Below are 25,036 nucleotides of genomic sequence, written 5' to 3'. Positions count from 1 at the left end.
TGGTCCAGACTCCTGGCTGTCACGGGCGCACGTCAACGAGCCCCGCGTAGTACTCCGGTCACTGTCCGCAGGGGGTTGCCCTAACGGTCACTGGTCCAGCCGGAACGCTCTGCCCACTCCTCGGCGGGCAGATAGATCAGGTCGCACACGGGATCCTTCAGATCGGCGTACTCGCCGACTGACTCCAACGGCAGCGACGCGGCCCGCCGCTTGAACTCCCCGTACGCCGCTGCGGTGTCCGGGTGGGCACGTAAGTAGTCCCTGAAGAGCAGCGCGTACCGCTGGTTGGCGCGGCCGGCCACACGCAGATGCAGGTTCACCCGGCGGCGGTACATGGGCTCGATCACCAGTCGCTTCACCCACTGGAACTCGTCCTTGGGCAGGCCGGGCACCGGGTGGTCACGCCGGGGCGCCCTCGCCTCCCAGTCGGTCGCTACCAGCAGTTGCACGGCGTCTTCCAGCTCGGACTCGGCCGCCACGGTCACCTGGATGTCGAGGACGTCCTTGGCCGCCAGGCCCGGTACCGAGGTCGAACCGATGTGGTCCACCCGTACTGCGACGTCGCCGAGGATGTTGCTGATCACCTGGGCCGTCTTGTCGTACTGCGCGGCCCAGCTCGCGTCCGGGTTGACTATGGCGATCGCGCTCATGAGGTGATCATTCCAGTGAGTCGCCGTCTCAGACAGGCTTTACCCGGAAGGCGCTGGTGCTGAGCAGCTCGGCTGCGGCGTACGCGGCCTTGCGAATGCCCTTGCGCTCGTCGAAGTACCCGCCGACCACTCCGACCGCAGGGAGCTTGCCGAGCATCCTTGCGCCGATGCTGCCGCGAGGCCGCTCTTCGAACACCTCTCCGAGTCCACCGAAGAGCTTGCTGATCCGCCAGACCAGGCGGACACCCTTGCGGAGACCGGCCTCCTCTGACTCGTTACCCAGCCCCAGTTGCTCCGCGACATCCTTGCCGGCAGTGGTGGGATCGTCGTACCGCAGTACGTCGTCAGGCGTGATCGGGCGAGCTGTAAGCACCCTGGCGATCACAGCGGTCCGGTCCGCGTGCGCGTCGACGCCGTACTCGCGACAGACCGCCCCGATCACCATGGCCTGTACTGCGGCGCCAAGGGTGTCCTTGACCGGCAGGGCGTCGGTTGCAGCGCCACCGAGGCGGGGGAGACCCGCTACCACCGCTGCGAACCCGCCGAGCCGCTCCACCCACCAGTCGCAGCGCTTGGCCAGCGGCAGGGTCGGCCACTCGGCGTGGCCGGGCACCTTCATCTTGAGCAGCCGGTCGATCGCGAGGATCAGGCCCTTCTCGGCCAGGTTGGGTTGCTCCTGGGCGGAGTACTCGGCCAGGACGCTGCGGATGCCGAAGGGGTCCTGGGAGCGGAGTGCGTCGAGCACCGAGTCGATGCCGAACTCGACCCGGCTGAGGGCGAGGACGACGGCGGAGTCGGGGATGTCAGGACGGTCGGTCACGACCGCCAGGGTAGGGACTCGAAGGTCCAGCCACGATCTCGGGGTGCTTCGGCGTGTCAGTTGTGATTCGAACAGGTGTTCGGGCTATTTTGTCTCGTACGAGTTCCTCGGATCGGCCGGGTTTGTCCACAGATTCTCTCCGGCACCGAAAACTGTCCGTCGGAACCCATACCGTCTCTGGCGACAACGAATTTCCTCCGGGCAGCTGGACAGCGGCCCCGATAGTAGATGGGTTAGGTGGCAGTCACATGGCTGGTGCAGCGGCGAAGGACGACCGCAAGGCCGCGGATCGCGAGAAGGCGCTGGCGACGGCGCTGACGCAGATCGAGCGAAGCTGCGGCAAGGGTGCGGTGATGCGCCTGGGCGAGCAGGGCCGCGCGCCGATCGAGGTCATCCCGACCGGTTCGATCGCGCTCGACATCGCGCTCGGGATCGGCGGCCTGCCGCGCGGTCGTGTGGTGGAGATCTACGGTCCGGAATCATCCGGTAAGACGACGGTCGCGCTGCACGCAGTGGCGAACGCACAGGCGGCCGGCGGGATCGCGGCGTTCATCGACGCCGAGCACGCGCTGGACCCGGACTACGCCCAGAAGCTCGGCGTCGACACCGACGCGCTGCTGGTCTCGCAGCCGGACTCCGGTGAGCAGGCGCTGGAGATCGCCGACATGCTGATCCGCTCCGGCGCGATCGACATCGTCGTGATCGACTCGGTGGCCGCGCTGGTGCCCCGGGCCGAGATCGAGGGCGAGATGGGCGACAGCCACGTCGGTCTGCAGGCCCGGCTGATGAGCCAGGCGCTGCGGAAGATGACCGGTGCGGTCAGCGGGACCAACACCACCGCGATCTTCATCAACCAGCTGCGCGAGAAGATCGGCGTGATGTTCGGCTCCCCGGAGACGACGACCGGTGGTAAGGCGCTGAAGTTCTACGCCTCGGTGCGACTCGACGTGCGCCGGATCGAGTCGCTGAAGGACGGTACCGACTTCGTCGGCAACCGGACCCGGGTCAAGGTCGTGAAGAACAAGGTGGCCCCGCCGTTCAAGCAGGCCGAGTTCGACATCATCTACGGCCAGGGCATCAGCCGCGAGGGCAGCCTGCTGGACCTCGGTGTGGAGCAGGGCTTCGTCCGCAAGGCCGGTGCCTGGTTCACCTACGAGAGCGACCAGCTCGGTCAGGGCCGGGAGAACGCGCGGAACTTCCTGCGCGACAACCCGGATCTGGCCAACGAGCTGGAGAAGAAGATCAAGGAGAAGATGGGCATCGGCCCGGTAGTCGTCGACGTGCCGGCCGAGGCTGCGGCCGCGGTCGATGTCGACTTCTGATCGCCCGTCGTCTCCCGGCGCCAACCGTCCGGGCAGCTCCAGGAAGGCTTTGCCGGAGCTGCCCGACGGAGTCCGCCGGGGACTAGCGGGAATCGTTCCGCCTCAGCAGTTGGAGGCCGATCCAGAGGCGGAACGAGCCCCTGTTCAACCGCTCCCGTGGTCCCTTGGGGATGACGCGGGGGCATCCGGGAAGTCCGCCGGGAGCCGCAGCGGTCGGGGTTCCTCAGGGCAAGGTCGCTCAGGCCAAGCTCCCTCAGGTGGAGGTCGGTCTGGGCAAGGTCGGTCTGGGAGGCCTCGCCGTTCTACGGGTGGGCGGGTCGGCGGTGTTGCCGATGGCTCGGCCGACGGTGGAGCGATCGATGCTTTCGAGGGCCCTGCCGACCGTATGCCGGACTGGGCTGCCAGCGAGCCGGTAGATGTCTGGATGCCGGGTGAGTCGGCCAGTGCGCCGGTTGATGTGTGGACGTCGGGTGGGTCGGCCAGCGAGCCGGTTGATGCCTGGATGACGGGTGGGTCCGCCGGCGGTGGTGGCGTCGACTCGTCCGCGTCCAGTGGGTCATCCGGGGTGGCCGGCAGTGGCAGATCGGCGGGCGGCAGCATCGGCGCGCCCGCCGCAAGTTCCGTTGGTGCTTCCAGCCGGTTGGGTGATGCTGTCGCCGATTCTGGTGATGCTGCTTCAGACGTTGCTGCTCCGAGTGTTGACGCTCCGGGTGTTGACGCTCCGAGTGGTGATGGTTCTTCTGGCGGCAGATCGTCGGGAACGGGTGGTCGGCGGAGGTCAGGGCTGCGGGGGAGCCGGCGGTTCGGTGACAGACGGCCGAGTGCGTCGGCGGATGCCGAACTCGACGAGTCGGCGGATCCAGCGTCCACGGCGCGGACGATCCTGCTCGACAAACTGAGTGGTCAGCCTCGGACTCGAGCTGAATTGGCCGACCTGCTGGCCGAGCGCGAAATCCCCGACGACGTGTCGGACGAGGTGCTTGATCGCTTCACCGACGTCGGGCTGATCGACGACGCGGCCTTCGCGAACGCCTGGGTCGAGTCACGCCATCGCGGCCGCGGCCTGGGCAAGCGCGCTCTCGCCCAGGAACTCCGCCGCCGAGGCGTCGACGACGAACTCGCCCGCGACGCCCTCGAAGAACTCGACCCCGACCAGGAAGAAGCCACCGCGCGCGCCCTGGTCCGCAAGAAGCTCCGCTCGATGCGCTCCCTCGATCGCCAGGTCGCCATGCGCCGCCTGATCGGCATGCTCGCCCGCAAGGGCTACCCAGGCGGCCTCGCCATGACCATCGTCAAACAAGAACTAGCCGCGACCGACGAGGAACTCCCCCTCCTCAACGACTCAGGCCTCGAAGCCGACTAACGCCGTACCGAGCGGGCTGGCCCGCTCGATGAGGCGTCCCGCTAGCGGCGCCCACAAGACATCAGTGAGTCGTACCCGTACCGCCGCACTGACGCGGCACCTGGCACGGCAACGGAGCGACCAGCGCCTGGCGTCTCGCCATCGGCCCCAAAGGCAGTCGGCTGCGGTACGCCAGCGGCGCCACCGGCGTACGGGCGGCTGCCCGGTAGGTCGGCAACGAGCGCTATCCGAGTCGTGCGGTATTGGCTAGCGGCGGAGGCGGCATTCGCGCTGACCTCGACCGCGACAGACCGCCCGAAGGACCTCCTGTCAGGACTACTCGGCGGGACGCGCGGGTTTGCCCCTGGACAACGAGTTCATCCGGATTCGTCCGGGATCACCCACCGAACTCGCCGCGGCACGCAGGATCGAAGCGTCAGCACATCATCGAAAGGATCGACGATGAACATACGACGCACACTCACGTCGGCGGCGCTCGCCACCGGGCTCGGAGCGGCCGTCCTGGTCGCGGCCCCGGCCACCCAGGCGAATGCCGACTGGTACCAGTGCGCCGCAGGGAAGTTCTGCCTCTTCCACTACGCGGATGGCGGAGATAGCCCCTTCACCGACGGAGTTGCTCCGATCTGGCACCAGGACCTGCATTCCATCGGTTTCGGGGACTGGGCCTGGTCGGTCTGGAACCGCACCGGGGCTTACATTTGCGTCTACCAGCACCACAACTACAACAGGGGGGAGCAGGGGTGGTCGCGCAAGATCCCGCCGGCTACACATCCGGACGCGGCACAGAACTTTTTTAGCCGAATTGTCAGCTCCTACAGCGTTGTCAATGCCGGCGATAGCTGCGACAAGCCCTTGGCGCCCCGGTAGTCATCGACTGCTGAGTCCCGTGCCGGTTCTGGCGGACGCCTGCGCACCGGCCAGGACCGGGACCCACAGAGCAGTCCCAGCGGCGTTGAAGGCCGGGCAAGGATCAACAGCTCGCACAGCCGAATCGCCTCAGGCGTCATCAGGAAGTGTCAGAAAGCGAATCGCGTGTCTCCAGCGGGTCCCACAAAGCGCCGGTCGGTTACCGTGCGCCGGTGGCGCGCCAGCCAGCCACCGCAGTACGCCGTACGAGATGGCTGCGGTCCGCCGAGTTCGCCGCTCCGCGCGGCTACGGCTCGCCCACCCGCAGTACCGGTCACGTCGCGCTTGTCCCGCAGTACCGGTCATGCCGCGGTTCTCCCCGCAGCACCGGTCGCGTCGTTCTTCTCTCGACGTGGTGGCCGCAGCCCTCCTCGCGGCGTTCCGGCCGGCGCGCTTTTGCCGCTGTGCCGGCTGCGTTGGGTGGGAGTGGGGGGCAAGGAGATGGGGTGTGGGCGGCGAGGGACGTTGACGGGTGGGGGTTGACGGTGTCTGATCCGAAGTACGGATCGGTTTTGTGCGGTCCGTAGGCTGAGATTTTCGTCCGATCCGCCCCTGACACCTCTCGGAGGGTGCAATGAACGATTTCCAGGAACAGGCTAAGAACTGGCTCCGGAATGTCGTCAAGCAAAACCCGGACAAGATCAAGGCGGGCGTGGAGAAGGCTGGCGACCTGATCGACAAGCAGACCGGCGGGAAGTACGCCGAGAAGGTCGATTCGGTTCAGGAGAAGGTCGGCAACTATGTCGACTCTCAGGGCCAGCCTTCCGAGTCGCCCGGTGGTCCCGGGACCACCGCACCCGAGCAGACGACCCAACCCACCGACTCCGGACCAGACCAGTCGGCCCCTACTGACCCGACCACGCCCGACTCGAGCAAGACAGACTCGAGCACGACCGAGTCGACCGCCCCCGAGGCGAGTACGAGCGAGCCGACCAGCGAGGCGACGACGACCGAGCCCGAGGCGGCTGAGCCAGAAGCGGCCGACTCCGGCGCGGACTCCAGCACGAGCGAGTCCACCGGTGACGAGGGCGGCGCGGAGTCCAGCGCGGGCAATTCGAGTGCGGGTGAGTCCAGCGCGGATGAGTCTGGTGCTGGCGACTCTGCCGTGGATTCTGGTGCTGAGGGTGCGGTCGATGAGGCTGACCCGGATGCTGTGGATGGCACTGTGGTCGGTGGTGATGCGCCGGATGTCGCGAGCAACCCGAGCAGTTCGGCCGGGTCCGGTACGGAGGGGACCGAGACCGGCGGTACTGCGACCGGTACCACTGACGGCGGTCTCCCTGGACCGAGGTAGTTCTCACCCGAGCACCAGCAATAGCAACCCCCATCGACCCGGGCTCTTCTCCTGCACGCAGAAGGTGGAGCCCGGGTCGATGACATATGTCCGGCACCTTCCCGTACTACGAAAGCGCGCTGGAGGCGACGGTGGCCGTAAGGCAGTTGAGTGCGGGGCCGGGGCGAGTGCGCGTCCTGCTGAACCACGTGTCCACCGGCTGTGGCGGGCTCGGGAACCGGCTGGCCGGGATGGATGTGGGCGGCAACGGTGGGGGGGTGGGTTGTGGTGGGCAACGGGATGGGGGTCGGGGAGAGACGGCGCTTGGTCGGGCGGGTGCGGCGTACGGTGATCGGGTGCTGACCTTCTGGTGATCTGCGGTCAAGGTCTCGATTTGACCGGGGTTCTGGTCGGTGGGTGTTCGTCTTGACCCTGTGGATAGCCGCGCTTAGCCTCGGATTCAGTAAGGGATCACTCCATCGCAAGGTGGCGTACATAGCAGCGGCCGGCTGGACCGGCCGGACACCCGGGCCATGACCGTGGCGCGGGGGACAAGAGACCAACGCTCGACCGAGCTGCCGCAGAGGACGACCCGGCACGGCCGGGGGTTCGCAGCACCGCCGAACCGGGTGGTGCTCTTCGTCGTACCGTCCTGCTGATCGCTGTGAAGCTCCCTTCGACGCCGACAACGTCACGCCCCTGGGCGCGACCTGCAGAGGGGAGACGCCGATGTCACTCGCGGCTATGCCGACGGCGGCATCTGTGGGGCTCGTCCTGATCGGGTTGCTGATTGTCGGCCTGCTGGCCTGGATCGGCCTGACGCTGTCCCGCCGCAAGGTCGCTGACCTGTCCGCGGCCGCCAGTGCCGCTGAGGCGAACGCGAAGCTCGAGGCCGCCACGATCACGGCCGGCGCGAAGTCCGCCGCCGAACTCGTGACCCGGCAGGCAGAAGAAGCAGCCGCCGTACTGCGCGTCCGCGCCGAGGTGGCCGAGCAACGCGCCGAGGAAATCCGCCGCGATGCCGAAGGACGCGCGTCCGAAGTACGGCGGGAGGCCGAGCTGCGTGCCTCCGACGTACGCCGGGAAGCCGAGTCCGAGGCGCAGTCGATCCGCGAGGACCTGCGCGAGCAGCGGCTGGAGATGGAGCGGCGCGAGCACCGATTGACCGAGCGCGAGGAACGTCTCGACGAGCAGCACCGCGGGATCGACCAGCGCCAGTCCGAGCTGACCGCGCAACTCGCCGAGTTGGACCTTCGCAAGACCGAGATCCGCGATCTCGACGACGAGCGGCGCCGGATCCTGGAAGGCGTCGCCAACCTGACCACCGAGCAGGCGAAGGCCGAGCTGGTCGCCGCGATCGAGGCGGAGGCGAAGCGGCACGCGCACATGATCGTTCGCGACATCGAGCGCCAGGCGCAGGATGAGGGCGAGATCAAGGCGCGCAAGATCATCACCGGCGCCGTCCAGCGGCTCGCGTCGGAGCAGACCAGTGAGTCCGTCGTCTCCGTGGTGCATCTGCCCAGCGACGACATGAAGGGCCGGATCATCGGGCGCGAGGGCCGCAACATCAGGTCCTTCGAGCAGACCACCGGCGTCAATCTGATCATTGATGACACCCCCGAAGCGGTGCTGCTGTCCTGCTTCGACCCGGTACGCCGGGAGACGGCGCGGCTGACCCTGGACTCGCTGGTACTCGACGGCCGGATCCACCCGAGCCGGATCGAGGAGATCTACGAGCGCAGCAAGGGCGAGGTCGCCGAGCTGTGCGAGCGAGCGGCCGAGGACGCGATGGCCGAGGTCGGGATCACCGATCTGCATCCGGAGTTGATGCGGACGATGGGCCTGCTGCGCTATCGGACGTCGTACGGGCAGAACGTGCTCAAGCACCTGATCGAGTCGGCGCACATCGCGGGGATGATGGCGGCGGAACTCGGGCTGGATGCGAAGCGGTGCAAGCGGGGCGCGTTCCTGCATGACATCGGCAAGGCGTTGACGCATGAGTCCGAGGGGAGTCATGCGATTGTCGGCGCCGAGCTTGCTCGTAAGTACGGCGAGGACGACGACATCGTGCACTGCATCGAGGCGCACCACAACGAGGTCGAGGTGCGGACCGTCGAGGCCGTACTGACCCAGGCGGCGGACGCGGTCAGTGGTGGGCGGCCGGGTGCGCGGCGCGAGTCGCTCGAGGCGTACGTGCAGCGGCTGGAGCGGTTGGAGGAGATCGCGATGCATCACGACGGCGTCGAGAAGGTCTTCGCGATGCAGGCCGGCCGGGAGATCCGCGTGATGGTGCTGCCGGACGCGGTCGACGACATCGCCGCGCAGGTGATGGCGCGCGACATCGCCAAGCAGGTCGAGGAGGAGCTGACCTACCCCGGCCAGATCCGCGTCACGGTGGTCCGCGAGTCCCGCGCAACCGAGGTCGCCAAGTAAGCGCACACAGCTCCGGCGGGCAGGCGATCATTCGGCCCAACTCGCTGTCCGCGTCCACCACCACGCCCCCTGTCCTTCCTAACTGAGTGTATCCGCCAGGGTCCGTTCGGTCGCGGAGTTATCCACAGGGTCGTGCTGCGCGGCGACCTACTCTGCGTACTTCGCGCGCCATTCCGGCGGCTCGAAAGGGGAGCCGTAGATGCGGGTTTCGCGGGCGATCCGGCCGTTGGCGAATTCGACGACGTTCGCTACGTGATAGACGTCGCCGCCGTAGTCCGACCGGCCGAGCAGGACGAAGTGGTCGCCCGCGCCGGTGATCCGCTGCACCTCGATGGACGGTGGCGCCGGGTACTCCTGCTGCATCGCGCGCATCTTGTCCCGGCCGACGATCCGTTCGCCCGACTGCGGCATCTCCAGCACGTAGTCCTCGGCGCGCAACTCGTGCTCGGCCTCGGCCGACAACGCGAGTTGCCCGTCCATCGGCCAGAGGCGTTCCAGCAGCTCGCGGTTCTTGTCGGTCATCGGGACCACCTGCCCTTTCTCGAGCCAGTGTCCGCCGCCGCCTTCAGCCAGTCTTAAACCGCCTCTAGCTGACGCACCAGGGCCGCCGGAACCCGCAGACCGGTCGCCTTCACAGTCCTGATGAACTGCTCGACCAGTACGTCGCCCCGCCCGGCCGCCAGCGCGACGACATCCCGGGACTGCGGCGGATCGAGTCGATGCACGGTCCCCGCGAACCCAGCCGGAACCCCGCTCACCGGTACTACGGCCGCTCCGAGGCCCGCCGCTGCCAGGGCAGGCGCGGAGGTGGTTTGCCGAGTGCGGATGACGACCTCAGGCGCCACCATGTGCTCGGCGAAGAGCCCGTCCAGCCAGCCGGCGAGGCCATGCGGACCGGCGTACTGGATTAGGGGGTAGCCGTGCAGGGCGCTGATCGGGATCGGGCCGGGTTGGTCGCCGAGCGGGTCGCCGGTGCAGAAGGCGATGACGATCTCCTCGCTTGCGAGCAACTCGACGGCGCCGTCCCAGCGGGTCGGACGCGGGCTGATCGCGACGTCGATCTCGTCAGCGGTGATCATCGCGGCGAGCGCGTCGGCGCTGGACCGTTCCTGCAGGACGAGCCGTACGCCGGGGTGACGCCTTCGCCAGGCGCGGAGCAGCGGAGCCAGCAGCCCGGCGGTCATCGAGCCCGCGCAGCCGATCCGGAGCTGGCCGGCGTCCAGCGCGGCGACCGCGTGACCGGCCTGCACAACGCGGTCGGCGGCCTCCAGTGCTCCGTGCGCGTGCCGCAGAGCTTCGCGTCCCGCGGCGGTCGGACGGATACCGCGGGGCAACCGTTCGAACAGCGGTGAGCCCAACTCGCTCTCCAGCATGGCGATCTGGTGCGAGAGCGCGGGCTGCGAAAGATGCAGCTGCGCGGCGGCCCGGGTGATCGACCCGGCCTCGACCGTGGCGACGAAGCACTCCAGGGCTCGCAAGGTAGGCATAGAAACATTCTATGGCAAGCATCGAGAACTGGTCTTTGTGCTGATGGCTTGAAGTGGTCAGGCTGGACGCATGACAACAGCAGAACTCAACGGCCGGCAGGTAGTCATCGTGGCGGGCACCTCGGGCATCGGCAGACAGCTGGCTCAGGATGCCGTCGACCAAGGTGCACAGGTGACGATCACCGGTCGCAGCGACGACGCAGTACGGGCCGTGGCGGAATCGATCGAGGGATCGGTCGCGACGGCAGTCGTTGACCTGAGCAACGAGGAGTCGATCGCCGAACTGGCCACCGAACTCGCGCGGCGGGACGTCGTCGTCGACCACCTGATCTCGCTGGCCAACGCACCGGCGAAAGGTCCGGTGGAGAAGCTGGAGCGCGAGGCCATCACGCGCGCGTTCGACGCGAAGGTGATCGGTGCGCTGCTCCTGGTCAAGCACCTGCGGCCGACGGCCTCGGTCACTCTGTTCTCGGGGATCGTCGCCTGGCGTCCGCGGCCCGGGATGGCCGTCACGGCGACGACCAACGGCGCGGTCGCCTTCCTCGCTCAGGCGCTCGCCCTCGAGCTGGCCCCCGTGCGCGTCAACGCGGTATCGCCCGGCATCGTCGATTCGGGCGCCTGGGACGGGATGGGCGCGGACAAGGACAAGTTGTTCGCCGACGTGGCCGCGAAGAATCCGGCCCGCCGGATCGGGACCACCCAGGACATCTCGACGGCCGTACTGAGCGCGATCACTAACCCGTTCCTGACGGGCACGGTCCTCCACCTGGACGGCGGCGCCCGCCTCGTCTGAGCTATTCCTCCTTGGGAAGGTGGCTGGGAGTCACATCGATGTGCTCCTGGATCGCGTACTCGTGCGGCTCGGTCGTGTACTGATCCTCGACCGTCGGCTTGATCAAGGTGATCTCCTCGTCGTGCTTGGCGTTCGCCAGGCGGTAGGAGAACCACAGCCCGAACGCGCCGCCGAGCATGATCACGATGCCGACGACGGTGAGGTTGATCCAGCTCGACGTGTCGCGGATGGCGAAGGCGATGATCGCCCCGACCGCGATGAGTGCAATGCCCCCGTTGATCCTCATCGTCACCTCCAGGTAACTTTCTGTGATGTTCTTTACGCTCGGTACCCGATCCGCCGATCGTCAAGCACCGCGCTGCGAACGAGCCCGATGGTGCGGTCGAGCTGCTCCCACTGCACGGATCCCCAGCGTCGGAGGCCGTCGCGAGCATCGGCGGCTTCGGCCGGGTCCAGGTCGCTCTGGTGCAGGCGCAGTACCCGGGCGGTGTAGTCGTCCAGGTAGCGGCGCAGAAGGAAGAAGGCGAACAGGTCCTCGGAGAGCGGCACGTCTCGCGGATAGACGGCGAGGGCGCGACGGAAGGCCTGGTCGTCGGTGGGCTGCTCGCCGTGCAGCAGCATGGCGAGGTCGAGCTCAGGCGGAGCGAGGTACGCGGCGTCCCAGTCGAGGGCGCTGATCCGGTTGTCGGCGTCGACGAGGATGTTGCTGCCGAGGAGATCGGCGTGGCAGACCACGTACTGCGACGGCAGCCGGCGTACTGCGGATTGCAGGTGCTCTAGCCGTTCCAACTGGTCCATGACCGCGACCCGATCGGCGCGGACAGCGAGATCGGCCAGGTGAAGCCGCAGTACATCGGCAACAGGCACCTCGAAACGCTCCCGCGGCAGTACTACGGACGCCAACTCCGGCGTCGCTGCGTGCAGCGCCGCGATCGTCCGGCCGATCTCGTCGAGGACCGCGGCCGGCCACCGCGGCCAGCCAGCTGGCGTTGCCCCGGGCAAGAACGGGAACAGGGCAACAACCCCAGCCGCGACCGCCGCGGACAACGAACCGTCCTTGGTGGCAAGGGGAAACGGCACCCGAGTGGGAAAACCGAGCGAGTGCAACCGCAGCGCCAACGGCAGCCGAACCACGGCGTCGGAGGCGTCCCGGCCACCCGGCCACAACTTCAGGAAGTACCGGTCGTCGCCAACTCGCATCTCGTACCCCGCCGAAACCCACCCGAGCGGAATGAACCGCAACTCGTCGAAGGCAAGGGAGTACAGGTCTCGCACCGACTCGAGCAGAAGTGCCCGGTCCAGAGGTGGCTCGACCAGCATGCGCTAGTGCCTCAGCGGAAGGCGGATTGGCCTGTCAGGGCTTGGCCGATCACTAGTTGGTGGACCTCGGAGGTGCCCTCGTAGGTGAGGACGGATTCGAGGTTGTTCGCGTGGCGCATGACCGGGTAGTCGCCGCTGATGCCGTTCGCCGCGAGGATGGTGCGGCACTCGCGGGCGATCGCGATCGCTTCGCGGACGTTGTTCAGCTTGCCGACGCTGACCTGTTCGGGGCGCAGCGCGCCCTTCTCCTTCAGACGGCCGAGGTGTACCGCGAGCAGGATGCCCTTGTTCAGCTCGACGGCCATGTCCGCGAACTTCGCCTGCGTCAGCTGGTACGCCGACAGCGGTTTGTCGAAGACCTGGCGATCGGCGGCGTAGTCGAGTGCCGTCTCCAGGCAGTCGCGTGCAGCCCCCATCGCGCCGAAGATGATCCCGAAACGCGCCTCGTTCAAGCACCCCAACGGACCCGACAGCCCCCGTGCCTCAGGCAGCATGGCCGACGCCGGCAACCGCACGTCATCGAGGATCAGCTCGGACGTCACCGAGGCCCGCAATGACATCTTCCGGGTGATCTCCGGAGCGGAGAACCCAGGAGTATCAGTCGGTACTGCGAATCCGCGGACGCCGTCATCCGTGCGCGCCCAGACGACGGCCACGTCAGCCACCGACCCGTTGGTGATCCACATCTTCGAACCGTTGAGCACCCAGTCGTCGCCATCGCGACGGGCGTTGGTGCGCATGCCACCCGGGTTCGATCCGAAGTCCGGCTCGGTCAGTCCGAAGCAGCCGATCGCGTCGCCCGCGGCCATCCGGGGCAGCCACTCGGTCTTCTGCTCTTCACTCCCGTACTTCCAGATCGCATACATCGCCAGCGACCCCTGCACGCTGACCAGCGACCGCATCCCGGAGTCGGCCGCCTCGATCTCCAGGCAGGCCAGCCCATAGGCCACCGGACCGAGACCTGCGCAGCCGTACCCGGTCAGGTGCATGCCGAGCAGCCCGAGCGCGCCCAGCTCCTTCGCCAGCTCGCGGGCCGGGATGCTCGCCGACTCGAACCACTCGGGCAGCTGTGGCCGCAACCGCTCGTCCGCGAACCGGCGAGCCGTCGCCCTGATGGCGACTTCCTCTTCGGTGAGCAGCGAATCCACGTCCACGAGATCCAGCGAAACCGTCATGCCCACACGCTATCCGCAACCACGCCCGTCACACCCTGAGGGAGACCTCACACCCGAGGTGTGGTTGACCTCATTTGCGGTACCAAGGCCACCACCAGTGGCGCTTGCGGGGATGGCGGACGGTGATGCTGCTGTAGCGGGCCTCGCCGGTGATGTGGAGGCGGACGCCGCCAGGCTTCGGAGTACCGGCTTTGTTCGAGGCGCTGCTGCCGACCATGTCGATCTGGTCGAGGTCGACGCTCCAGCCTTCGGGAACGATCATCAGGATGGAGCTGTGCTTCGGGCGGGCCTCGACGTGGATCTCAGGCCAGCGCACCACCGCGTCGGTGAAGTCGAGCCGCAGAGACGAGTGCTCCGGAAGGGCCGTGACCCGCTCCGGCACGGTCCAGGCTCCCTCGCGCTTCTGGGCGCTGTGCTTGGCGCGGATCGTCACCTCGGCCGCCCCGCCCTGCGCGACCGGCACCAGGTCCGCGGTGGCGGTGCGCAGTTCGAGCTGGGTCTTCGCGGAATAGATCTGCGTCAGCCGCTCGTCCAGCTCCTCGAAATCCAGCCGGCCGTCGCTGTGCGCTTCCTGGATCACCGCGGCGGCCCGCTCACGGTCTTGGTCAGAGGCTCGGTGGCCGGGCGGCGGCTGTTCCAGACTCATAGAAGCAAAGGTAGCGGCTGCCCGGCGCCAGCCGGGCTAAAAGACCTGTGACAATAGGTCGCGTGAATCAACGCACCGTCGTCATCCTCGGTTCGACCGGCTCGATCGGGACGCAGGCGCTCGAGCTGATCGGGCGGAATCGCGACCGGTTCCGGGTGGTCGCGCTGTCCGCGGGCGGTGACAACGTCGCGTTGCTGGCGCAGCAGGCGCTGGAGTTCGAGGTCGAGGTCGTCGGCGTTGCCAAGGCGACCGTCGCGCAGGATCTGCAGCTGGCCTTCTACGCCGAGGCGCAGAAGCGTGACTACGCGCAAGGGCAGTTCAAGATCCCCAAGATCGTCACCGGGCCGGACGCCTCGACCGAGCTCGCCGGGATGGCGTGTGACGTCGTTCTCAACGGCATCACCGGATCCGTCGGCCTGCAGCCGACCCTGGCCGCCCTGGACGCCGGTACGACGCTCGCGCTCGCCAACAAGGAGTCTCTGGTCATCGGCGGTCCGCTGGTCGTCAAGCGGCTGAAGCCTGGCCAGATCGTTCCGGTCGACTCCGAGCACAGCGCCATTGCGCAATGCCTCCGCAGCGGTACCGCCGACGAGGTACGACGCCTGCTGGTGACCGCGAGCGGCGGACCCTTCCGTGGCCGGAGCCGGGCCGAGATGGCCGACGTGACGCCTGAACAGGCGATGAACCACCCGACCTGGGACATGGGTCCGGTGATCACGATCAACTCCGCGAACCTGATCAACAAGGGGCTCGAGGTGATCGAGGCGCACCTGCTCTACGGGCTGCCGATGGACCGGATCGACGTCGTCGTACACCCGCAGTCGATCGTGCACTCGATGGTCGAGTTCGTGGACGGCTCGACCATGGTGCAGGCCTCGCCGCCGGACATGCGGTTGCCGATCGCGCTCGCCTTGGGCTGGCCCGAACGGATACCGGACGCCGCGGCGGCCTGTGACTGGACCACGGCGGCTTCCTGGCAGTTCGAGCCGCTCGACAACAAGGCTTTCCCGGCGGTGCAACTGGCCCGCGAGGCGGGGGAGCGCGGCGGTACGGCGCCCGCGGTACTGAATGCCGCGAACGAGGTCTGTGTGGACGCGTTCCGTAACGGTCGGCTCCCGTTCCTGGGCATCGTCGACACCGTGGCCCGGATCGTGACCGAACACGACGTACCCTCGTACGAGGAACTGTCCATCGACGACGTACTCGCCGCGGACGCCTGGGCGCGCGCCCGGGCCCGCGAACTGACCGGCACTACGAACGACCAGGCCCAGGAGACCACACAGGTATGAGCGCACTCCTCACTTTCATCGGCGTGGTGCTGTTCGTGATCGGCATCCTGGCGTCGGTAGCGCTGCATGAGATGGGCCACATGCTGCCGGCGAAGGCGTTCGGGATGAAGGTGACCCAGTTCTTCGTCGGCTTCGGCCGGACCGTGTGGTCGACCAAACGCGGTGAGACGGAGTACGGGATCAAGCTGATCCCCGCGGGCGGGTTCGTCCGGATCATCGGGATGATGCCGCCGGCCAAGGGCCAGGACCCGACCAAGGTGCGCAAGGCGAACACCGGGCCGATCCAGTCGATGGTGGAGAACGCGCGGGCCGCGGAGTACGAGACGATCGATGCGGCGGACAACGGCCGGCTCTTCTACCAGAAGGTGTGGTGGAAGAAGCTGATCGTGATGGCCTCCGGTCCGCTGGTGAACGTGGCGATCGCCTTCGTCCTGTTCGGCGGCCTGTTCATGATCTACGGCGCCAACGTCGCGCAGACCACGATCGCGACCGTCACCGACTGCGTGATTCCCGCGTCGGAGGCGGCCAAGGCCGACCGCACCTGCAAGCCCACCGACAAGGAGTCGCCCGCCAAGGCCGCGGGCTTCAAGGTCGGCGACAAGATCCTGTCCTTCAACGGCACCGCCATCAACAGCTGGGACGACCTGACCCCGCTGATCCGCTCGAACACCGACAAGCCCGCCACGATCGTGGTCGAGCGCGAGGGGCAGCAGCAGACGCTGACCACCAACACCATCCTCAACCAGGTGGTGGAGAAGCCCGGTTCGGACAAGTTCGTCTCGGTGGGCTTCCTCGGCGTCTCGCCGGAGCAGAAGGTGGTCCGGCAGGACTTCCCGTTCGTGGTCGACAAGATGGGCGAGCTGACCGTCGCGACCGTGCACGCGCTCGGCAACTTCCCTGAGAAGCTGGTCGGCGTCGCCAAGTCGATCGTCGGCGGCGAGCGCGACGAGAACAGCCCGATGAGCGTCGTCGGCGCCAGCCGGGTGGCCGGCGAGGTCGCCTCGAACCAGGAGCTGACCGGCGGCGAGCGGATCGCCTTCCTGATCTCCCTGCTCGCCTCGCTGAACCTCTTCCTCGCGCTGTTCAACTTCATCCCGCTGCTGCCACTGGACGGCGGCCACATGATCGGCGCCATCTGGGAAGGCATCCGGCGCGGCTTCGCCAAGCTGTTCGGCCGGCCCGACCCCGGGTACGTCGACGTGGCCAAGCTGCTGCCGATCGCCTACGTGGCGGCCAGCGTCATCGTGGTGATGGGCGTGCTGCTCGTCATCGCCGACATCGTGAATCCGATCAGGCTGTTCAACGGCTAACTCTCCAACGATTAAAGGAAAAATGAGCATCTCCCTGGGCATGCCAGCGCTGCCTCCGCCGACCCTCGCTCCGCGCCGCAAGACCCGCCAGATCAAGGTGGGCAAGGTGCTGGTCGGTGGCGACGCCCCGGTGTCGGTGCAGTCGATGACCACGACGCTGACCTCGGACGTCAACACGACGCTGCAGCAGATCGCCGAGCTGACCGCGGCCGGCTGTGACATCGTCCGGGTCGCCTGCCCGTCCCAGGACGACGCCGAGGCGCTGGCGGAGATCGCGCAGCACTCGCAGCTCCCGGTGATCGCGGACATCCACTTCCAGCCGAAGTACGTGTTCGCCGCGATCGAGGCGGGCTGTGCGGCGGTCCGGGTCAACCCGGGCAACATCCGCAAGTTCGACGACCAGGTCAAGCAGATCGCCGCCGCCGCGAAGGACCACGGCACCTCGATCCGGATCGGCGTCAACGCCGGCTCGCTGGACCCGCGGCTGCTGAAGAAGTACGGCAAGGCGACGCCCGAGGCGCTGGTCGAGTCGGCCGTCTGGGAGGCGTCGCTGTTCGAGGAGCACGACTTCCACGACTTCAAGATCTCGGTCAAGCACAACGACCCGGTCGTGATGGTCAAGGCCTACGAGCTGCTGTCCGAGCGGGGCGACTGGCCGCTGCACCTCGGCGTCACCGAGGCCGGCCCGGCCTTCCAGGGCACGATCAAGTCGTCGGTCGCGTTCGGCGCCCTGCTGTCCAAGGGGATCGGCGACACGATCCGTGTCTCGCTGTCGGCGCCGCCGGTCGAGGAGGTCAAGGTCGGCCTGCAGATCCTGCAGTCGCTGAACCTGCGCGAGCGCAAGCTGGAGATCGTCTCCTGCCCGTCCTGCGGCCGCGCCCAGGTCGACGTCTACACGCTGGCCGAGCAGGTCACCGCCGGGCTCGAAGGGATGGAGGTCCCGCTCCGCGTCGCCGTGATGGGCTGCGTCGTGAACGGACCGGGCGAGGCTCGCGAGGCCGACCTGGGGGTTGCCTCGGGCAACGGCAAGGGCCAGATCTTCGTCAAGGGCGAGGTGATCAAGACGGTGCCCGAGTCGCAGATCGTCGAGACCCTGATCGAAGAGGCGATGCGGATCGCCGAGGAGATGGGCGAGTCGATCGATGGCGGCGAACCCACCGTCACCGTCGGCTGACCCACCGTCACATCGGCTGACCTGCCGTCAGCCGTTGGCTGAAGAGCGACTGCTTCCCCGGACTCCCGGATTGGGCTTTTATGGTGCCAGCGGCCCACCCGCCTGGTGATGGGCCGGTCCGGGAGGTTGATCATGAGAACCAAGCTGCTCGCCGTACTCGCGACTGGTGTCGCTGTCTGTGCGGCCACTCTGCCCGCCGCGGCGATCAACTCCTACAACGCCTCGCCGGCGCCCGAACGGACCGAGGTCGGCGCGTTCATGGCGCTGTGGGACACCACCGATGACGGTGTGCCGGACCGGTTCGACTGGGTGTGCAGCGGGACGATGATCGATCGCGACACCTACCTCACCGCGGCTCACTGCACCGACGACTGGCCTGTCGGCACCCGCTTCTACGTGTCGCTCGAGCAGGACGTGCAGGCGCTCCTCGACCAGGCCGCCGCTCAAGGCCTGACCCCCGCACAGACGGCCGCAGCCTTCGTCCAGGCCGGTCATGCAGTCGAAGGAGACCCGCACCAGGATCCCGCGTTCCCGGGGAACTCGGCGGACTCGCACGACATCGGCGTCATCGACTTCGCGACGCGGCAGACCGACCCTGCGGACGTCTGGAGCTTCACTCCCGCGACGCTGCCGACGGCCGGACAGCTGGACCAGTTGGGTAGCCGCGCACTGGATGCCGCCTCGTGGCTCGTGGTCGGCTACGGCACCCAGGAAGCCGTCCGTGGGCCGGGCGGTCACACCCACCCGGGTGGTGGCGTCCGGATGAAGGCTCCGGTCGACTTCAACGCGTTGAACAAGACCTGGGTACGGCTGGCGATGACCGCGCCTCAGGGCAACGGCGGCGCTTGCTACGGCGACTCGGGCGGCCCGAACTTCGTCACGCTCGGCGGCAAGCGGGTGCTGGCGGCAACCACGATCACCGGCGACAGCCCGTGCTACGCGACGAATGTGGTCTACCGCGTCGACACGCCGTCGGCCCGGAACTTCCTCGCGCCGTACGTAGCGCTGCCCTGACCTCCTCGGTCCGCAAGGGCCTGCTCCAGGCGAACCGGATAGCCTTCGCCGCGTGACGGAGTACATGGTGGTCAGCGCGACGCGTGGCGAGGCTCGGTACGTTCCGGAAGGCATCCCGGTGGTCATCACCGGGGTCGGCAAGACCGCGGCGGCGGTGATCACCGCGCAGGCGCTGGCCGGCCGCGACACCAGCGACCTGATGGTCCTGAACGTCGGTACGACGGGTGCGCTGCGCGACGGTCTCGCCGGGATCTACCTGCCGAGTGAGGTCGTCAACCACGACCTCAACGCGGAGGCGATCCGGGCGATCGGCCTGGACCCGCAAGAGTCCCTGCAGATCGACGGCGGCGATGGAACGGTGCTCGCGTCGGGTGACGTGTTCGTCACCGACCCGGTGGTCCGGGCTCGGCTGGCCGAGCGGGCTCACCTGGTCGACATGGAGGCGTACGGCGTGGTGTTCGCCTGCCGTCAGTACGGCGTACCGGTGCGGCTCGTGAAGCATGTCTCCGACTCGGCCGATGAGGCCGCGAAGGACTGGCCCGCGCTCGTGGACGCGAGTGCCAAGGTCCTCGGCGAGTGGCTCCGCACCGAACTCGCCTAGGTCCGCACCGCCACCACACACCAACCCCCGCCGAGCTACACCGCGCACGCTCAGCAGGTGGGTCGCTACTCGCTGACCTGGCCTTTGGCATGTGATGGGCGTCCGGCTCCCGGCTTGAGGTAGTCGCCTATCCTGGCTTGACCTTGACCCTGGGGGCAGGGTTTAGCGTCGGGGACGAGGAGGCGGGATGCACATCAGTGACTTGGCGGCTGCGGCCGGAGTAACGGTCAAGGCGGTGCGGTACTACGAGTCTCAGGGGCTGTTGAAGCCCCAGCGGGAGGCCAACGGGTACCGGACGTACGGCGCCGAGGACGTGATCGTCGTTCGCGAGGTCAAGGCATTGCTGTCGCTCGGGCTGACCGCGGAGCAGACCTACCCGTTCATCGAGTGCCTGCGGGCCGGCAACGACCGGGCTGACGTCTGCCCGGCGTCGCTGACGGCGTACCGGGCGCGGATCGCCGAGGTGGATCGGCGGATCGCCGAACTCACCGAACTGCGGGCCAAGCTCGCCGACCTCCTGACCGATGCCGAGAACTGGAGGACCAAGGTATGACCGAACTGCTGATCGCCGACGAGTCGAACTTCGACGAGCTGGTACTGCGTGCCGACAAGCCCGTACTCGTGGACTTCTGGGCGCAGTGGTGCCCGCCGTGCCACCAGATCGTGCCGATCCTGAAGCAGGTCGCCACCGAACGCGCCGACCGCCTCACCGTGGTCAAGCTGAACTCCGACGAGAACCCGGCCATCTCCTCGAAGTACCGGGTGATGGCACTACCGACCCTGATGCTGTTCCACCACGGCGAACTGATCTGGTCGGTCGTCGGCGCCCGCCCCAAGGCCAAACTCCTGAAAGAACTCGACGACGCCCTGCTGACCGCGGTCTGAGCCTGCGGCCTCTGGTTGGTAGCTAGCTACTTTGCTAGCATTCTAGGTATGAGCGAAGAAGTCGCCAAGAAGGCGCAGTTCAACGTCTATCTGCCGCCGGAGTTGATCCGCCGGATCAAGCACCAGGCGATCGACGAGGGCGCGAGCCTGTCCGCCCTCGTCGAGCAGGCGCTGACGACATACCTGGACACCCACGGGGAGGCCCGAGGATGAACGACGTAGTGGTTCGGCCGTTGAGATTCACGGACGACGTGCAGGCGATGCGCGCGTTCCTGGAAACGCTGGGGTTGCGATCCCGGATCGAGTCGGAGCGCGGCGTCTGGGTCGACATGGTCGCGGGCCGCGGGATGGTCGCCCTCCATGACGCCGCCGGCAATACCTCGGGCGCCAAGGCGGGTGAGACCGGGCTGGCCTTCGAGGCTGACGACATCGAGGAGTTGAAGGAGCGGCTCGAGGCGGCCGGGTTTGCGGACGCCAGCATCTTCGACGAGGCGTTCGGGCGGGTACTGACGGCGAGCGGTCCCGATGGCACGAAGCTCTGGATCGATGAACGCAGCAAAGATCTCTACGGCTACAAGCTCCATGACGCTCACCCGGACGCACGCTGGTCGGTGACGCCGTTGCTCGGCGTCGCGGACCAGGCCGGCTGGGAGCGACTTCTGGATGCGCTGGGTGGGGACAATCCTGAGCTGGTGCGATTCCGGGCGGCGGCCGAGTTCGAAGTACGGATCGAGTTGACGACGACGGAGAGTCTGGATGAGGTCGCCCGGCGTCTGGCGGCGACCGGCTATCAGGCAGAGCCGGTTGCCGGTGGTCTCTCGGTCGTGGACCCGGACGGACAGACCGTGCGAGTCCGCGGGTGATCCGGGTACGGCGTGCCGAGGTCGCGGATGCGGCGGCGGTGCGGGAGGTCGGGTTGAGGACTTGGCCGGTCGCGTACGACGGGTTGGCGTCGCCCGAGTTCATCGAGGAGGGGCTGGCCGCCTGGTGGTCGCCCGAGATGGTCGAGCGGGGGATCAGCAACGGGATCACCCTGATCGCCGTCGATGAGGCTGAGCAGGGCGGTGGCGATCGCATCTACGACGAGCGAGTTGTCGGGATGGTGGGGGTGGGGCGGGAGGACGAGCTCTGGGTGATGTGGAAGCTCTACATCCTGCCCGAGTATCAAGGCCAAGGCGTTGGCAAAGCCTTGCTGGAGGCTGCGATCTCGGCACTTCCGGCAGACGCCACCCAGCTCCTGCTCGATGTGCTGATCACCAACGAGCCCGCGATCCGCTTCTACCGCAAACACGGCTTCGTCGAGGCGCGCGATCTGCCGCAGCGCGACCTTGGTGGCGAGTTGATGTGGATGAGTCTTGACCTCTAGTGGTGTTGAAGTCCCTACACGTTCTTCGACGGCGCCAACTTCGGTGCGTTGCCGGTGCTGGTCGGCCGGGCCCGCGTGGCGCAGGCGAATGCGGCCGTGTGGACCGCGTCGAGTTTGATCGAGTTGTTCGTACCGCCACTGGCCGGTCTCACGTTGGCGGTGCTCAGCCCGGCGAGTCTGCTGGCGCTCGACGCGTTGAGCTTCGTGGCGTCGGCGACCGCAGTACGGGGGATCGTCCGGGCGATGTCGGAGCAGCGAGCCGATCAGGTGCCATTGCGGCCGCGAGTGCTCCTGACCGAGATCGCGGAAGGCGTTCGGTATTTGGTCCACCACGCCGGAGTGCGGACGATGACGATCGTGGGGAGCCTGCAGTCGTTCGCCGGCGGCGGGTTCGTCGCGCTGATGGTTTGTGTGGTGCGACCGCGTCCTGCATGTCGGTACTTCGGGGCTTCGGTTCGGGCTCATCTATGGGGCCTGGGGCATCGGTGGGCTGGCCGCCGCGGTCGGACTGCCCCGGTTGCTGAAGCGGTTGCCCGCGGCAGCGATCACGCTCTACGCGCTTCCGGTGTCGGCCGCGTTGGGGGTCGTCACGCCGTTGATGCCGACTTGGCCGCTTGCCGCGATCGCCTTGCTGGCATGGGGTTCGGCGTACGTGCTGGTGATCGTCAACGCCATCTCGTATCGGCAGCAGGTGACGCCGGAACAACTGCTCGGCCGGGTGAACACGGCGGGCCGGATGTTGTCGTGGGGAGTGGGCTGGACGCTCGGCTCGATCGTTGCCGGGGTGGTCAGCAGCCAGTTCGGAGTACGGCCCGCGATGGTCGTGATGGGGCTGCTCGGGTTTGTTGCCGTGGTGGTCGCGTGGACCTCGCCGTTGCGGGCAATCGCGGCGGCTCACGACCCATTGCGCGCTTGAGCGGCCGTAATCAGCTAGGTTCTGCGGCGTGGGCGTACGGGTACTGGGTCCTCGCGACCTCTCAGCAGCGAGGGCCGTCATCGCCCGTGATCCGGTCGTCAACGTCTTCGTGGACAGCCTGGTGCAGGCTTCCGGGCTCGATCCACGTCGGGGCGCGGAGGTCTGGGGGTACGTCGAGAAGGGCGAACTCGAGGCGCTCTGTCACGCGGGCGGCAACATGGTGCCGGTCGGGGCGAGCGAGGTCGCGCTGCGATCTTTCGCGGCGTACGCGTTGCGTCGTGGCCGCAACTGTTTCCAGATCCTCGGGCCGGCCCGGTCGGTCGAGCAACTATGGGCCGCGCTCGAACCGCATTGGGGGCCGGCGCGCGAAGTCCGGGACAACCAGCCGTTCATGGTGATCGAGGACCCGCCCGCGATCGCTCCCGACCCACTCGTCCGTCAGGTCGAGCCGGTCGAGCTGTCGATCCTGTACCCGGCCTGCGTCGCGATGTACACCGAGGAGGTCGGCGTACCGCCGCAGACCGGACCGGATGGCACGTTCTACCGGTCCCGCGTCGCCGAGCTGATCCGGACCGGCCGGGCGTTCGCGCGGATCGAGGACGGCAAGGTCGTCTTCAAGGCCGAGATCGGCTCGGTCGGCAGCGGTGTCTGCCAGATCCAGGGCGTCTGGGTGGATCCGGAACGACGGGGCGAAGGGCTGGCCGCACCGGGCATGGCGGCCGTGGTCGACCTCGCGCGGCGGATCTCGCCGGTGGTGACGCTGTACGTCAACGCGTTCAACACGCCCGCGCGAGCGGCGTACGAGCGGGTCGGTTTCCGGACCATCGAGACCTTCGCGACCATCCTGTTCTAAGGCTGAGCGCTCACTGTGATGCTCCAGTGACCACTGGTGAGGTTTGCTGATCGGCAGCGCCGCCCCGCCCAGCCGAAGGAAAATTGAATGCGAAGAAGACTCGCTGTGTCATTGGCCGGCCTGGCCACAGTCGCGATCGCCGTCTCCGGGTTCGCGCCCTCGGCCGCCGCGCCTCAAGCTGACACCACACCTTCCTACTATTCGCTCAAGTTGCCCGCCGGCCTGACCGTCGCCGACCTGGTCCGCGACGGCTACGACATCAGCCACGGCCACGGCTCGCGCCCGACCCTGGTCGCGACCTCCGCCGAAGTGGATCGCCTTCGCGACCGCGGGGTGATCGTCGGCAAGACCGGCAACGTCTACCAGCCAGTGATCCGCTCATCCTCAGACATAGCCGGTACTACGTACTACGGCGGCTACCACACCTCCGCCGGCCACGAGCAGCACAACGCGGCCGTGACGGCTGCGCACCCGGACCTGGTGAAGCTGTACGACGTCGGCGACTCGTGGAAGAAGACGAAGGGCCAGGGTGGCCATGACATCCAGGCCTTGTGCATCACCAAGCTGACCACTGGCGACTGCGCGCTCAACAGCACCGGGAAGAAGCCGAAGTTCGTGCTGCACGCGCAGATCCACGCGCGTGAGGTGGCGACCGGCGAGATCGCGTACAAGTGGATCGACCTGCTCGTCACGTCGTACGGGACGGACCCGGAGATCACCTCGCTGCTCGGCACCCGCGAGCTGTGGGTGATCCCGGTCGCGAATCCGGATGGCGTCGACGTGGTCGCGTCGAACTCGTCGCAACCGGTGATGCAGCGCAAGAACGTCAACCCCGCCGGCGGCTGCTCGGCCGGCGATGCGGGCGTCGATCTGAACCGCAACTCGAGCTTCCAATGGGACGTGCAGCAGGGCGGTCCCTGCGACGAGACGTATCCCGGGACGAAGGCCGTGTCGGAGCCGGAGACGGTCGCGATCCAAAGCCTGCTGGACAAGCTTTTCCGCGACACCAAGGGTGACGTGGGGGAGCCGGCCGCGGCTGACACGACTGGGGTCTTCCTCACCTTGCACAGCTTCGGGGGCGACATCCTGGCGCCGTACGGGTATACCAACACGGCCGCGCCGAACGGGGCCGCATTGGTTGCCCTGGGCAAGAAGATGGGGGCGCTGAACGGCTATCCGGTCACGACGGGTGACGGCGGGGTCGGGTACTTCGCGCCGGGTGCGACGGACGACTGGCTCTACGGGACGCGCGGCGTTCCGTCGTTCACGTTCGAGATCGGGCCGGAGTCGGGGAGCTGTGGCGGGTTCTTCCCGGCGTACAGCTGCCTCACGAACAGCCTGTGGCCGGCGCAGAAGCCGGCTCTCCTGTACGCCGCGCGCGCGGCCGCGACGCCGTACGGGAAGCTTCCGTAACCTCCTTACCCGCGGGTAACACGATCA

Annotated in this window: 28 protein-coding genes; 19 read left to right on the top strand and 9 right to left on the bottom strand. The window is 67.6% G+C overall.

Features of this window, described 5'->3' with window-relative positions; translation table 11 throughout:
- Nucleotides 1-80 precede the first annotated feature (80 nt).
- Both A3ES_RS0113005 and A3ES_RS0113000 read right to left on the bottom strand, forming a co-directional pair.
- On the bottom strand, nucleotides 81-650 hold the full coding sequence (locus tag A3ES_RS0113005; RefSeq protein ID WP_020387255.1) for a GrpB family protein: 570 nt from the start codon (nucleotides 648-650) through the stop codon (nucleotides 81-83).
- Nucleotides 651-678: 28 nt separating this feature from the next.
- Nucleotides 679-1,470 carry a hypothetical protein gene (locus A3ES_RS0113000; RefSeq protein WP_020387254.1) on the bottom strand — a complete coding sequence of 264 codons (792 nt, stop codon included), beginning with the start codon at nucleotides 1,468-1,470 and terminating at the stop codon, nucleotides 679-681.
- Nucleotides 1,471-1,718: 248 nt separating this feature from the next.
- Here A3ES_RS0113000 and recA point away from each other — a divergent pair, with 248 nt between their 5' ends.
- The 5 genes from recA (at nucleotide 1,719) to rny (ending at nucleotide 8,767) form a co-directional block, all read left to right on the top strand.
- Nucleotides 1,719-2,792: a recombinase RecA gene (recA, locus tag A3ES_RS0112995; RefSeq protein WP_020387253.1), complete on the top strand. Its 1,074-nt coding sequence runs from the start codon at nucleotides 1,719-1,721 to the stop codon at nucleotides 2,790-2,792.
- The gene (locus A3ES_RS57035) at nucleotides 2,779-4,155 is read left to right on the top strand and encodes a regulatory protein RecX (RefSeq protein ID WP_420323136.1); all 1,377 of its coding nucleotides are present in this window, start codon (nucleotides 2,779-2,781) and stop codon (nucleotides 4,153-4,155) included. The genes recA and A3ES_RS57035 overlap by 14 nt, the downstream gene beginning before the upstream one ends.
- A gap of 441 nt (nucleotides 4,156-4,596) precedes the next feature.
- Entirely contained in the window at nucleotides 4,597-5,022 is a 426-nt protein-coding gene (locus A3ES_RS0112985) for a peptidase inhibitor family I36 protein (RefSeq protein WP_020387251.1), read from the top strand.
- Between the two features lie 613 nt (nucleotides 5,023-5,635).
- On the top strand, nucleotides 5,636-6,355 hold the full coding sequence (locus A3ES_RS47085; RefSeq protein ID WP_020387250.1) for an Rv0909 family putative TA system antitoxin: 720 nt from the start codon (nucleotides 5,636-5,638) through the stop codon (nucleotides 6,353-6,355).
- Between the two features lie 708 nt (nucleotides 6,356-7,063).
- Complete coding sequence (gene rny, locus A3ES_RS0112970) at nucleotides 7,064-8,767, top strand: ribonuclease Y (RefSeq protein ID WP_040454606.1); 1,704 nt, start codon at nucleotides 7,064-7,066, stop codon at nucleotides 8,765-8,767.
- A 147-nt stretch (nucleotides 8,768-8,914) separates the two neighbouring features.
- Here rny and A3ES_RS0112965 read toward each other — a convergent pair whose 3' ends face one another.
- Together A3ES_RS0112965 and A3ES_RS0112960 are read right to left on the bottom strand one after the other, a co-directional pair.
- The gene (locus A3ES_RS0112965) at nucleotides 8,915-9,289 is read right to left on the bottom strand and encodes a nuclear transport factor 2 family protein (RefSeq protein ID WP_020387247.1); all 375 of its coding nucleotides are present in this window, start codon (nucleotides 9,287-9,289) and stop codon (nucleotides 8,915-8,917) included.
- A 53-nt stretch (nucleotides 9,290-9,342) separates the two neighbouring features.
- A complete protein-coding gene (locus A3ES_RS0112960) occupies nucleotides 9,343-10,254 on the bottom strand; it encodes a LysR family transcriptional regulator (protein ID WP_020387246.1) in 912 nt (303 codons plus the stop codon).
- A 70-nt stretch (nucleotides 10,255-10,324) separates the two neighbouring features.
- Between A3ES_RS0112960 and A3ES_RS0112955 the strand changes: the two genes are divergently transcribed.
- Nucleotides 10,325-11,047, top strand: a complete 723-nt coding sequence (locus A3ES_RS0112955; protein WP_020387245.1) for an SDR family oxidoreductase — start codon at nucleotides 10,325-10,327, stop codon at nucleotides 11,045-11,047.
- Between the two features lies 1 nt (nucleotide 11,048).
- Here A3ES_RS0112955 and A3ES_RS47080 read toward each other — a convergent pair whose 3' ends face one another.
- From A3ES_RS47080 to A3ES_RS0112935, 4 genes are all read right to left on the bottom strand, one after another.
- The gene (locus A3ES_RS47080; RefSeq protein WP_020387244.1) at nucleotides 11,049-11,333 is read right to left on the bottom strand and encodes a hypothetical protein; all 285 of its coding nucleotides are present in this window, start codon (nucleotides 11,331-11,333) and stop codon (nucleotides 11,049-11,051) included.
- A gap of 32 nt (nucleotides 11,334-11,365) precedes the next feature.
- On the bottom strand, nucleotides 11,366-12,367 hold the full coding sequence (locus A3ES_RS0112945) for a phosphotransferase (protein ID WP_020387243.1): 1,002 nt from the start codon (nucleotides 12,365-12,367) through the stop codon (nucleotides 11,366-11,368).
- A gap of 11 nt (nucleotides 12,368-12,378) precedes the next feature.
- The gene (locus A3ES_RS0112940; RefSeq protein ID WP_020387242.1) at nucleotides 12,379-13,542 is read right to left on the bottom strand and encodes an acyl-CoA dehydrogenase family protein; all 1,164 of its coding nucleotides are present in this window, start codon (nucleotides 13,540-13,542) and stop codon (nucleotides 12,379-12,381) included.
- Between the two features lie 70 nt (nucleotides 13,543-13,612).
- On the bottom strand, nucleotides 13,613-14,188 hold the full coding sequence (locus A3ES_RS0112935; protein WP_063745951.1) for a DUF1707 SHOCT-like domain-containing protein: 576 nt from the start codon (nucleotides 14,186-14,188) through the stop codon (nucleotides 13,613-13,615).
- Nucleotides 14,189-14,250: 62 nt separating this feature from the next.
- On the opposite strand from A3ES_RS0112935, the gene dxr reads away from it, so the two are divergent.
- From dxr to A3ES_RS47075, 10 genes are all read left to right on the top strand, one after another.
- Nucleotides 14,251-15,477, top strand: coding sequence for a 1-deoxy-D-xylulose-5-phosphate reductoisomerase (dxr, locus tag A3ES_RS0112930; RefSeq protein WP_020387240.1), 1,227 nt, complete (start codon nucleotides 14,251-14,253; stop codon nucleotides 15,475-15,477).
- Entirely contained in the window at nucleotides 15,474-16,787 is a 1,314-nt protein-coding gene (locus tag A3ES_RS0112925; protein WP_020387239.1) for a M50 family metallopeptidase, read from the top strand. Before dxr ends, A3ES_RS0112925 begins: the two co-directional genes overlap by 4 nt.
- A gap of 22 nt (nucleotides 16,788-16,809) precedes the next feature.
- On the top strand, nucleotides 16,810-17,961 hold the full coding sequence (ispG, locus tag A3ES_RS0112920) for a flavodoxin-dependent (E)-4-hydroxy-3-methylbut-2-enyl-diphosphate synthase (RefSeq protein ID WP_020387238.1): 1,152 nt from the start codon (nucleotides 16,810-16,812) through the stop codon (nucleotides 17,959-17,961).
- A gap of 132 nt (nucleotides 17,962-18,093) precedes the next feature.
- Entirely contained in the window at nucleotides 18,094-18,975 is an 882-nt protein-coding gene (locus A3ES_RS0112915; protein WP_020387237.1) for a trypsin-like serine protease, read from the top strand.
- Between the two features lie 52 nt (nucleotides 18,976-19,027).
- Nucleotides 19,028-19,576, top strand: coding sequence for a nucleosidase (locus A3ES_RS0112910; RefSeq protein WP_020387236.1), 549 nt, complete (start codon nucleotides 19,028-19,030; stop codon nucleotides 19,574-19,576).
- A gap of 187 nt (nucleotides 19,577-19,763) precedes the next feature.
- Nucleotides 19,764-20,129, top strand: a complete 366-nt coding sequence (locus tag A3ES_RS0112905; protein ID WP_020387235.1) for a MerR family transcriptional regulator — start codon at nucleotides 19,764-19,766, stop codon at nucleotides 20,127-20,129.
- Nucleotides 20,126-20,461, top strand: coding sequence for a thioredoxin (gene trxA / locus A3ES_RS0112900; RefSeq protein WP_020387234.1), 336 nt, complete (start codon nucleotides 20,126-20,128; stop codon nucleotides 20,459-20,461). The genes A3ES_RS0112905 and trxA overlap by 4 nt, the downstream gene beginning before the upstream one ends.
- Before the next feature lie 48 nt (nucleotides 20,462-20,509).
- Nucleotides 20,510-20,674, top strand: coding sequence for a ribbon-helix-helix domain-containing protein (locus A3ES_RS0112895; RefSeq protein WP_020387233.1), 165 nt, complete (start codon nucleotides 20,510-20,512; stop codon nucleotides 20,672-20,674).
- Nucleotides 20,671-21,324, top strand: a complete 654-nt coding sequence (locus A3ES_RS0112890) for a VOC family protein (protein WP_020387232.1) — start codon at nucleotides 20,671-20,673, stop codon at nucleotides 21,322-21,324. Before A3ES_RS0112895 ends, A3ES_RS0112890 begins: the two co-directional genes overlap by 4 nt.
- Nucleotides 21,321-21,827 carry a GNAT family N-acetyltransferase gene (locus tag A3ES_RS47075; protein ID WP_020387231.1) on the top strand — a complete coding sequence of 169 codons (507 nt, stop codon included), beginning with the start codon at nucleotides 21,321-21,323 and terminating at the stop codon, nucleotides 21,825-21,827. The genes A3ES_RS0112890 and A3ES_RS47075 overlap by 4 nt, the downstream gene beginning before the upstream one ends.
- 14 nt (nucleotides 21,828-21,841) lie before the next feature.
- On the opposite strand, the gene A3ES_RS53970 is transcribed toward A3ES_RS47075, so the two are convergent.
- On the bottom strand, nucleotides 21,842-21,979 hold the full coding sequence (locus tag A3ES_RS53970; RefSeq protein WP_020387230.1) for a hypothetical protein: 138 nt from the start codon (nucleotides 21,977-21,979) through the stop codon (nucleotides 21,842-21,844).
- Nucleotides 21,980-22,236: 257 nt separating this feature from the next.
- Here A3ES_RS53970 and A3ES_RS0112875 point away from each other — a divergent pair, with 257 nt between their 5' ends.
- The 3 genes from A3ES_RS0112875 (at nucleotide 22,237) to A3ES_RS0112865 (ending at nucleotide 25,009) form a co-directional block, all read left to right on the top strand.
- A complete protein-coding gene (locus tag A3ES_RS0112875; protein ID WP_020387229.1) occupies nucleotides 22,237-22,743 on the top strand; it encodes an MFS transporter in 507 nt (168 codons plus the stop codon).
- 28 nt (nucleotides 22,744-22,771) lie between these two features.
- The gene (locus tag A3ES_RS0112870; RefSeq protein WP_020387228.1) at nucleotides 22,772-23,596 is read left to right on the top strand and encodes a GNAT family N-acetyltransferase; all 825 of its coding nucleotides are present in this window, start codon (nucleotides 22,772-22,774) and stop codon (nucleotides 23,594-23,596) included.
- Nucleotides 23,597-23,683: 87 nt separating this feature from the next.
- Nucleotides 23,684-25,009, top strand: a complete 1,326-nt coding sequence (locus A3ES_RS0112865; RefSeq protein WP_026162825.1) for a M14 family zinc carboxypeptidase — start codon at nucleotides 23,684-23,686, stop codon at nucleotides 25,007-25,009.
- Nucleotides 25,010-25,036: the final 27 nt, after the last annotated feature.

It is taken from the genome of Kribbella catacumbae DSM 19601 (assembly GCF_000372465.1).
Lineage (GTDB): Bacteria > Actinomycetota > Actinomycetes > Propionibacteriales > Kribbellaceae > Kribbella > Kribbella catacumbae.
The sequence above is the reverse complement of the archived record's forward strand: the minus strand, read 5'-3'. Positions and strand labels throughout refer to the sequence as shown.

Coding starts and splice junctions, on each gene's coding strand:
- A3ES_RS0113005 (WP_020387255.1), bottom strand. CDS start 650: ATGAGCGCGATCGCCATAGTCAACCCGGACGCGAGCTGGGCCGCGCAG.
- recA (WP_020387253.1), top strand. CDS start 1,719: ATGGCTGGTGCAGCGGCGAAGGACGACCGCAAGGCCGCGGATCGCGAG.
- A3ES_RS57035 (WP_420323136.1), top strand. CDS start 2,779: ATGTCGACTTCTGATCGCCCGTCGTCTCCCGGCGCCAACCGTCCGGGC.
- A3ES_RS0112985 (WP_020387251.1), top strand. CDS start 4,597: ATGAACATACGACGCACACTCACGTCGGCGGCGCTCGCCACCGGGCTC.
- A3ES_RS47085 (WP_020387250.1), top strand. CDS start 5,636: ATGAACGATTTCCAGGAACAGGCTAAGAACTGGCTCCGGAATGTCGTC.
- rny (WP_040454606.1), top strand. CDS start 7,064: ATGTCACTCGCGGCTATGCCGACGGCGGCATCTGTGGGGCTCGTCCTG.
- A3ES_RS0112965 (WP_020387247.1), bottom strand. CDS start 9,289: ATGACCGACAAGAACCGCGAGCTGCTGGAACGCCTCTGGCCGATGGAC.
- A3ES_RS0112960 (WP_020387246.1), bottom strand. CDS start 10,254: ATGCCTACCTTGCGAGCCCTGGAGTGCTTCGTCGCCACGGTCGAGGCC.
- A3ES_RS0112955 (WP_020387245.1), top strand. CDS start 10,325: ATGACAACAGCAGAACTCAACGGCCGGCAGGTAGTCATCGTGGCGGGC.
- A3ES_RS47080 (WP_020387244.1), bottom strand. CDS start 11,333: ATGAGGATCAACGGGGGCATTGCACTCATCGCGGTCGGGGCGATCATC.
- A3ES_RS0112945 (WP_020387243.1), bottom strand. CDS start 12,367: ATGCTGGTCGAGCCACCTCTGGACCGGGCACTTCTGCTCGAGTCGGTG.
- A3ES_RS0112940 (WP_020387242.1), bottom strand. CDS start 13,542: ATGACGGTTTCGCTGGATCTCGTGGACGTGGATTCGCTGCTCACCGAA.
- A3ES_RS0112935 (WP_063745951.1), bottom strand. CDS start 14,188: ATGAGTCTGGAACAGCCGCCGCCCGGCCACCGAGCCTCTGACCAAGAC.
- A3ES_RS0112925 (WP_020387239.1), top strand. CDS start 15,474: ATGAGCGCACTCCTCACTTTCATCGGCGTGGTGCTGTTCGTGATCGGC.
- ispG (WP_020387238.1), top strand. CDS start 16,810: ATGAGCATCTCCCTGGGCATGCCAGCGCTGCCTCCGCCGACCCTCGCT.
- A3ES_RS0112915 (WP_020387237.1), top strand. CDS start 18,094: ATGAGAACCAAGCTGCTCGCCGTACTCGCGACTGGTGTCGCTGTCTGT.
- A3ES_RS0112905 (WP_020387235.1), top strand. CDS start 19,764: ATGCACATCAGTGACTTGGCGGCTGCGGCCGGAGTAACGGTCAAGGCG.
- trxA (WP_020387234.1), top strand. CDS start 20,126: ATGACCGAACTGCTGATCGCCGACGAGTCGAACTTCGACGAGCTGGTA.
- A3ES_RS0112895 (WP_020387233.1), top strand. CDS start 20,510: ATGAGCGAAGAAGTCGCCAAGAAGGCGCAGTTCAACGTCTATCTGCCG.
- A3ES_RS0112890 (WP_020387232.1), top strand. CDS start 20,671: ATGAACGACGTAGTGGTTCGGCCGTTGAGATTCACGGACGACGTGCAG.
- A3ES_RS0112865 (WP_026162825.1), top strand. CDS start 23,684: ATGCGAAGAAGACTCGCTGTGTCATTGGCCGGCCTGGCCACAGTCGCG.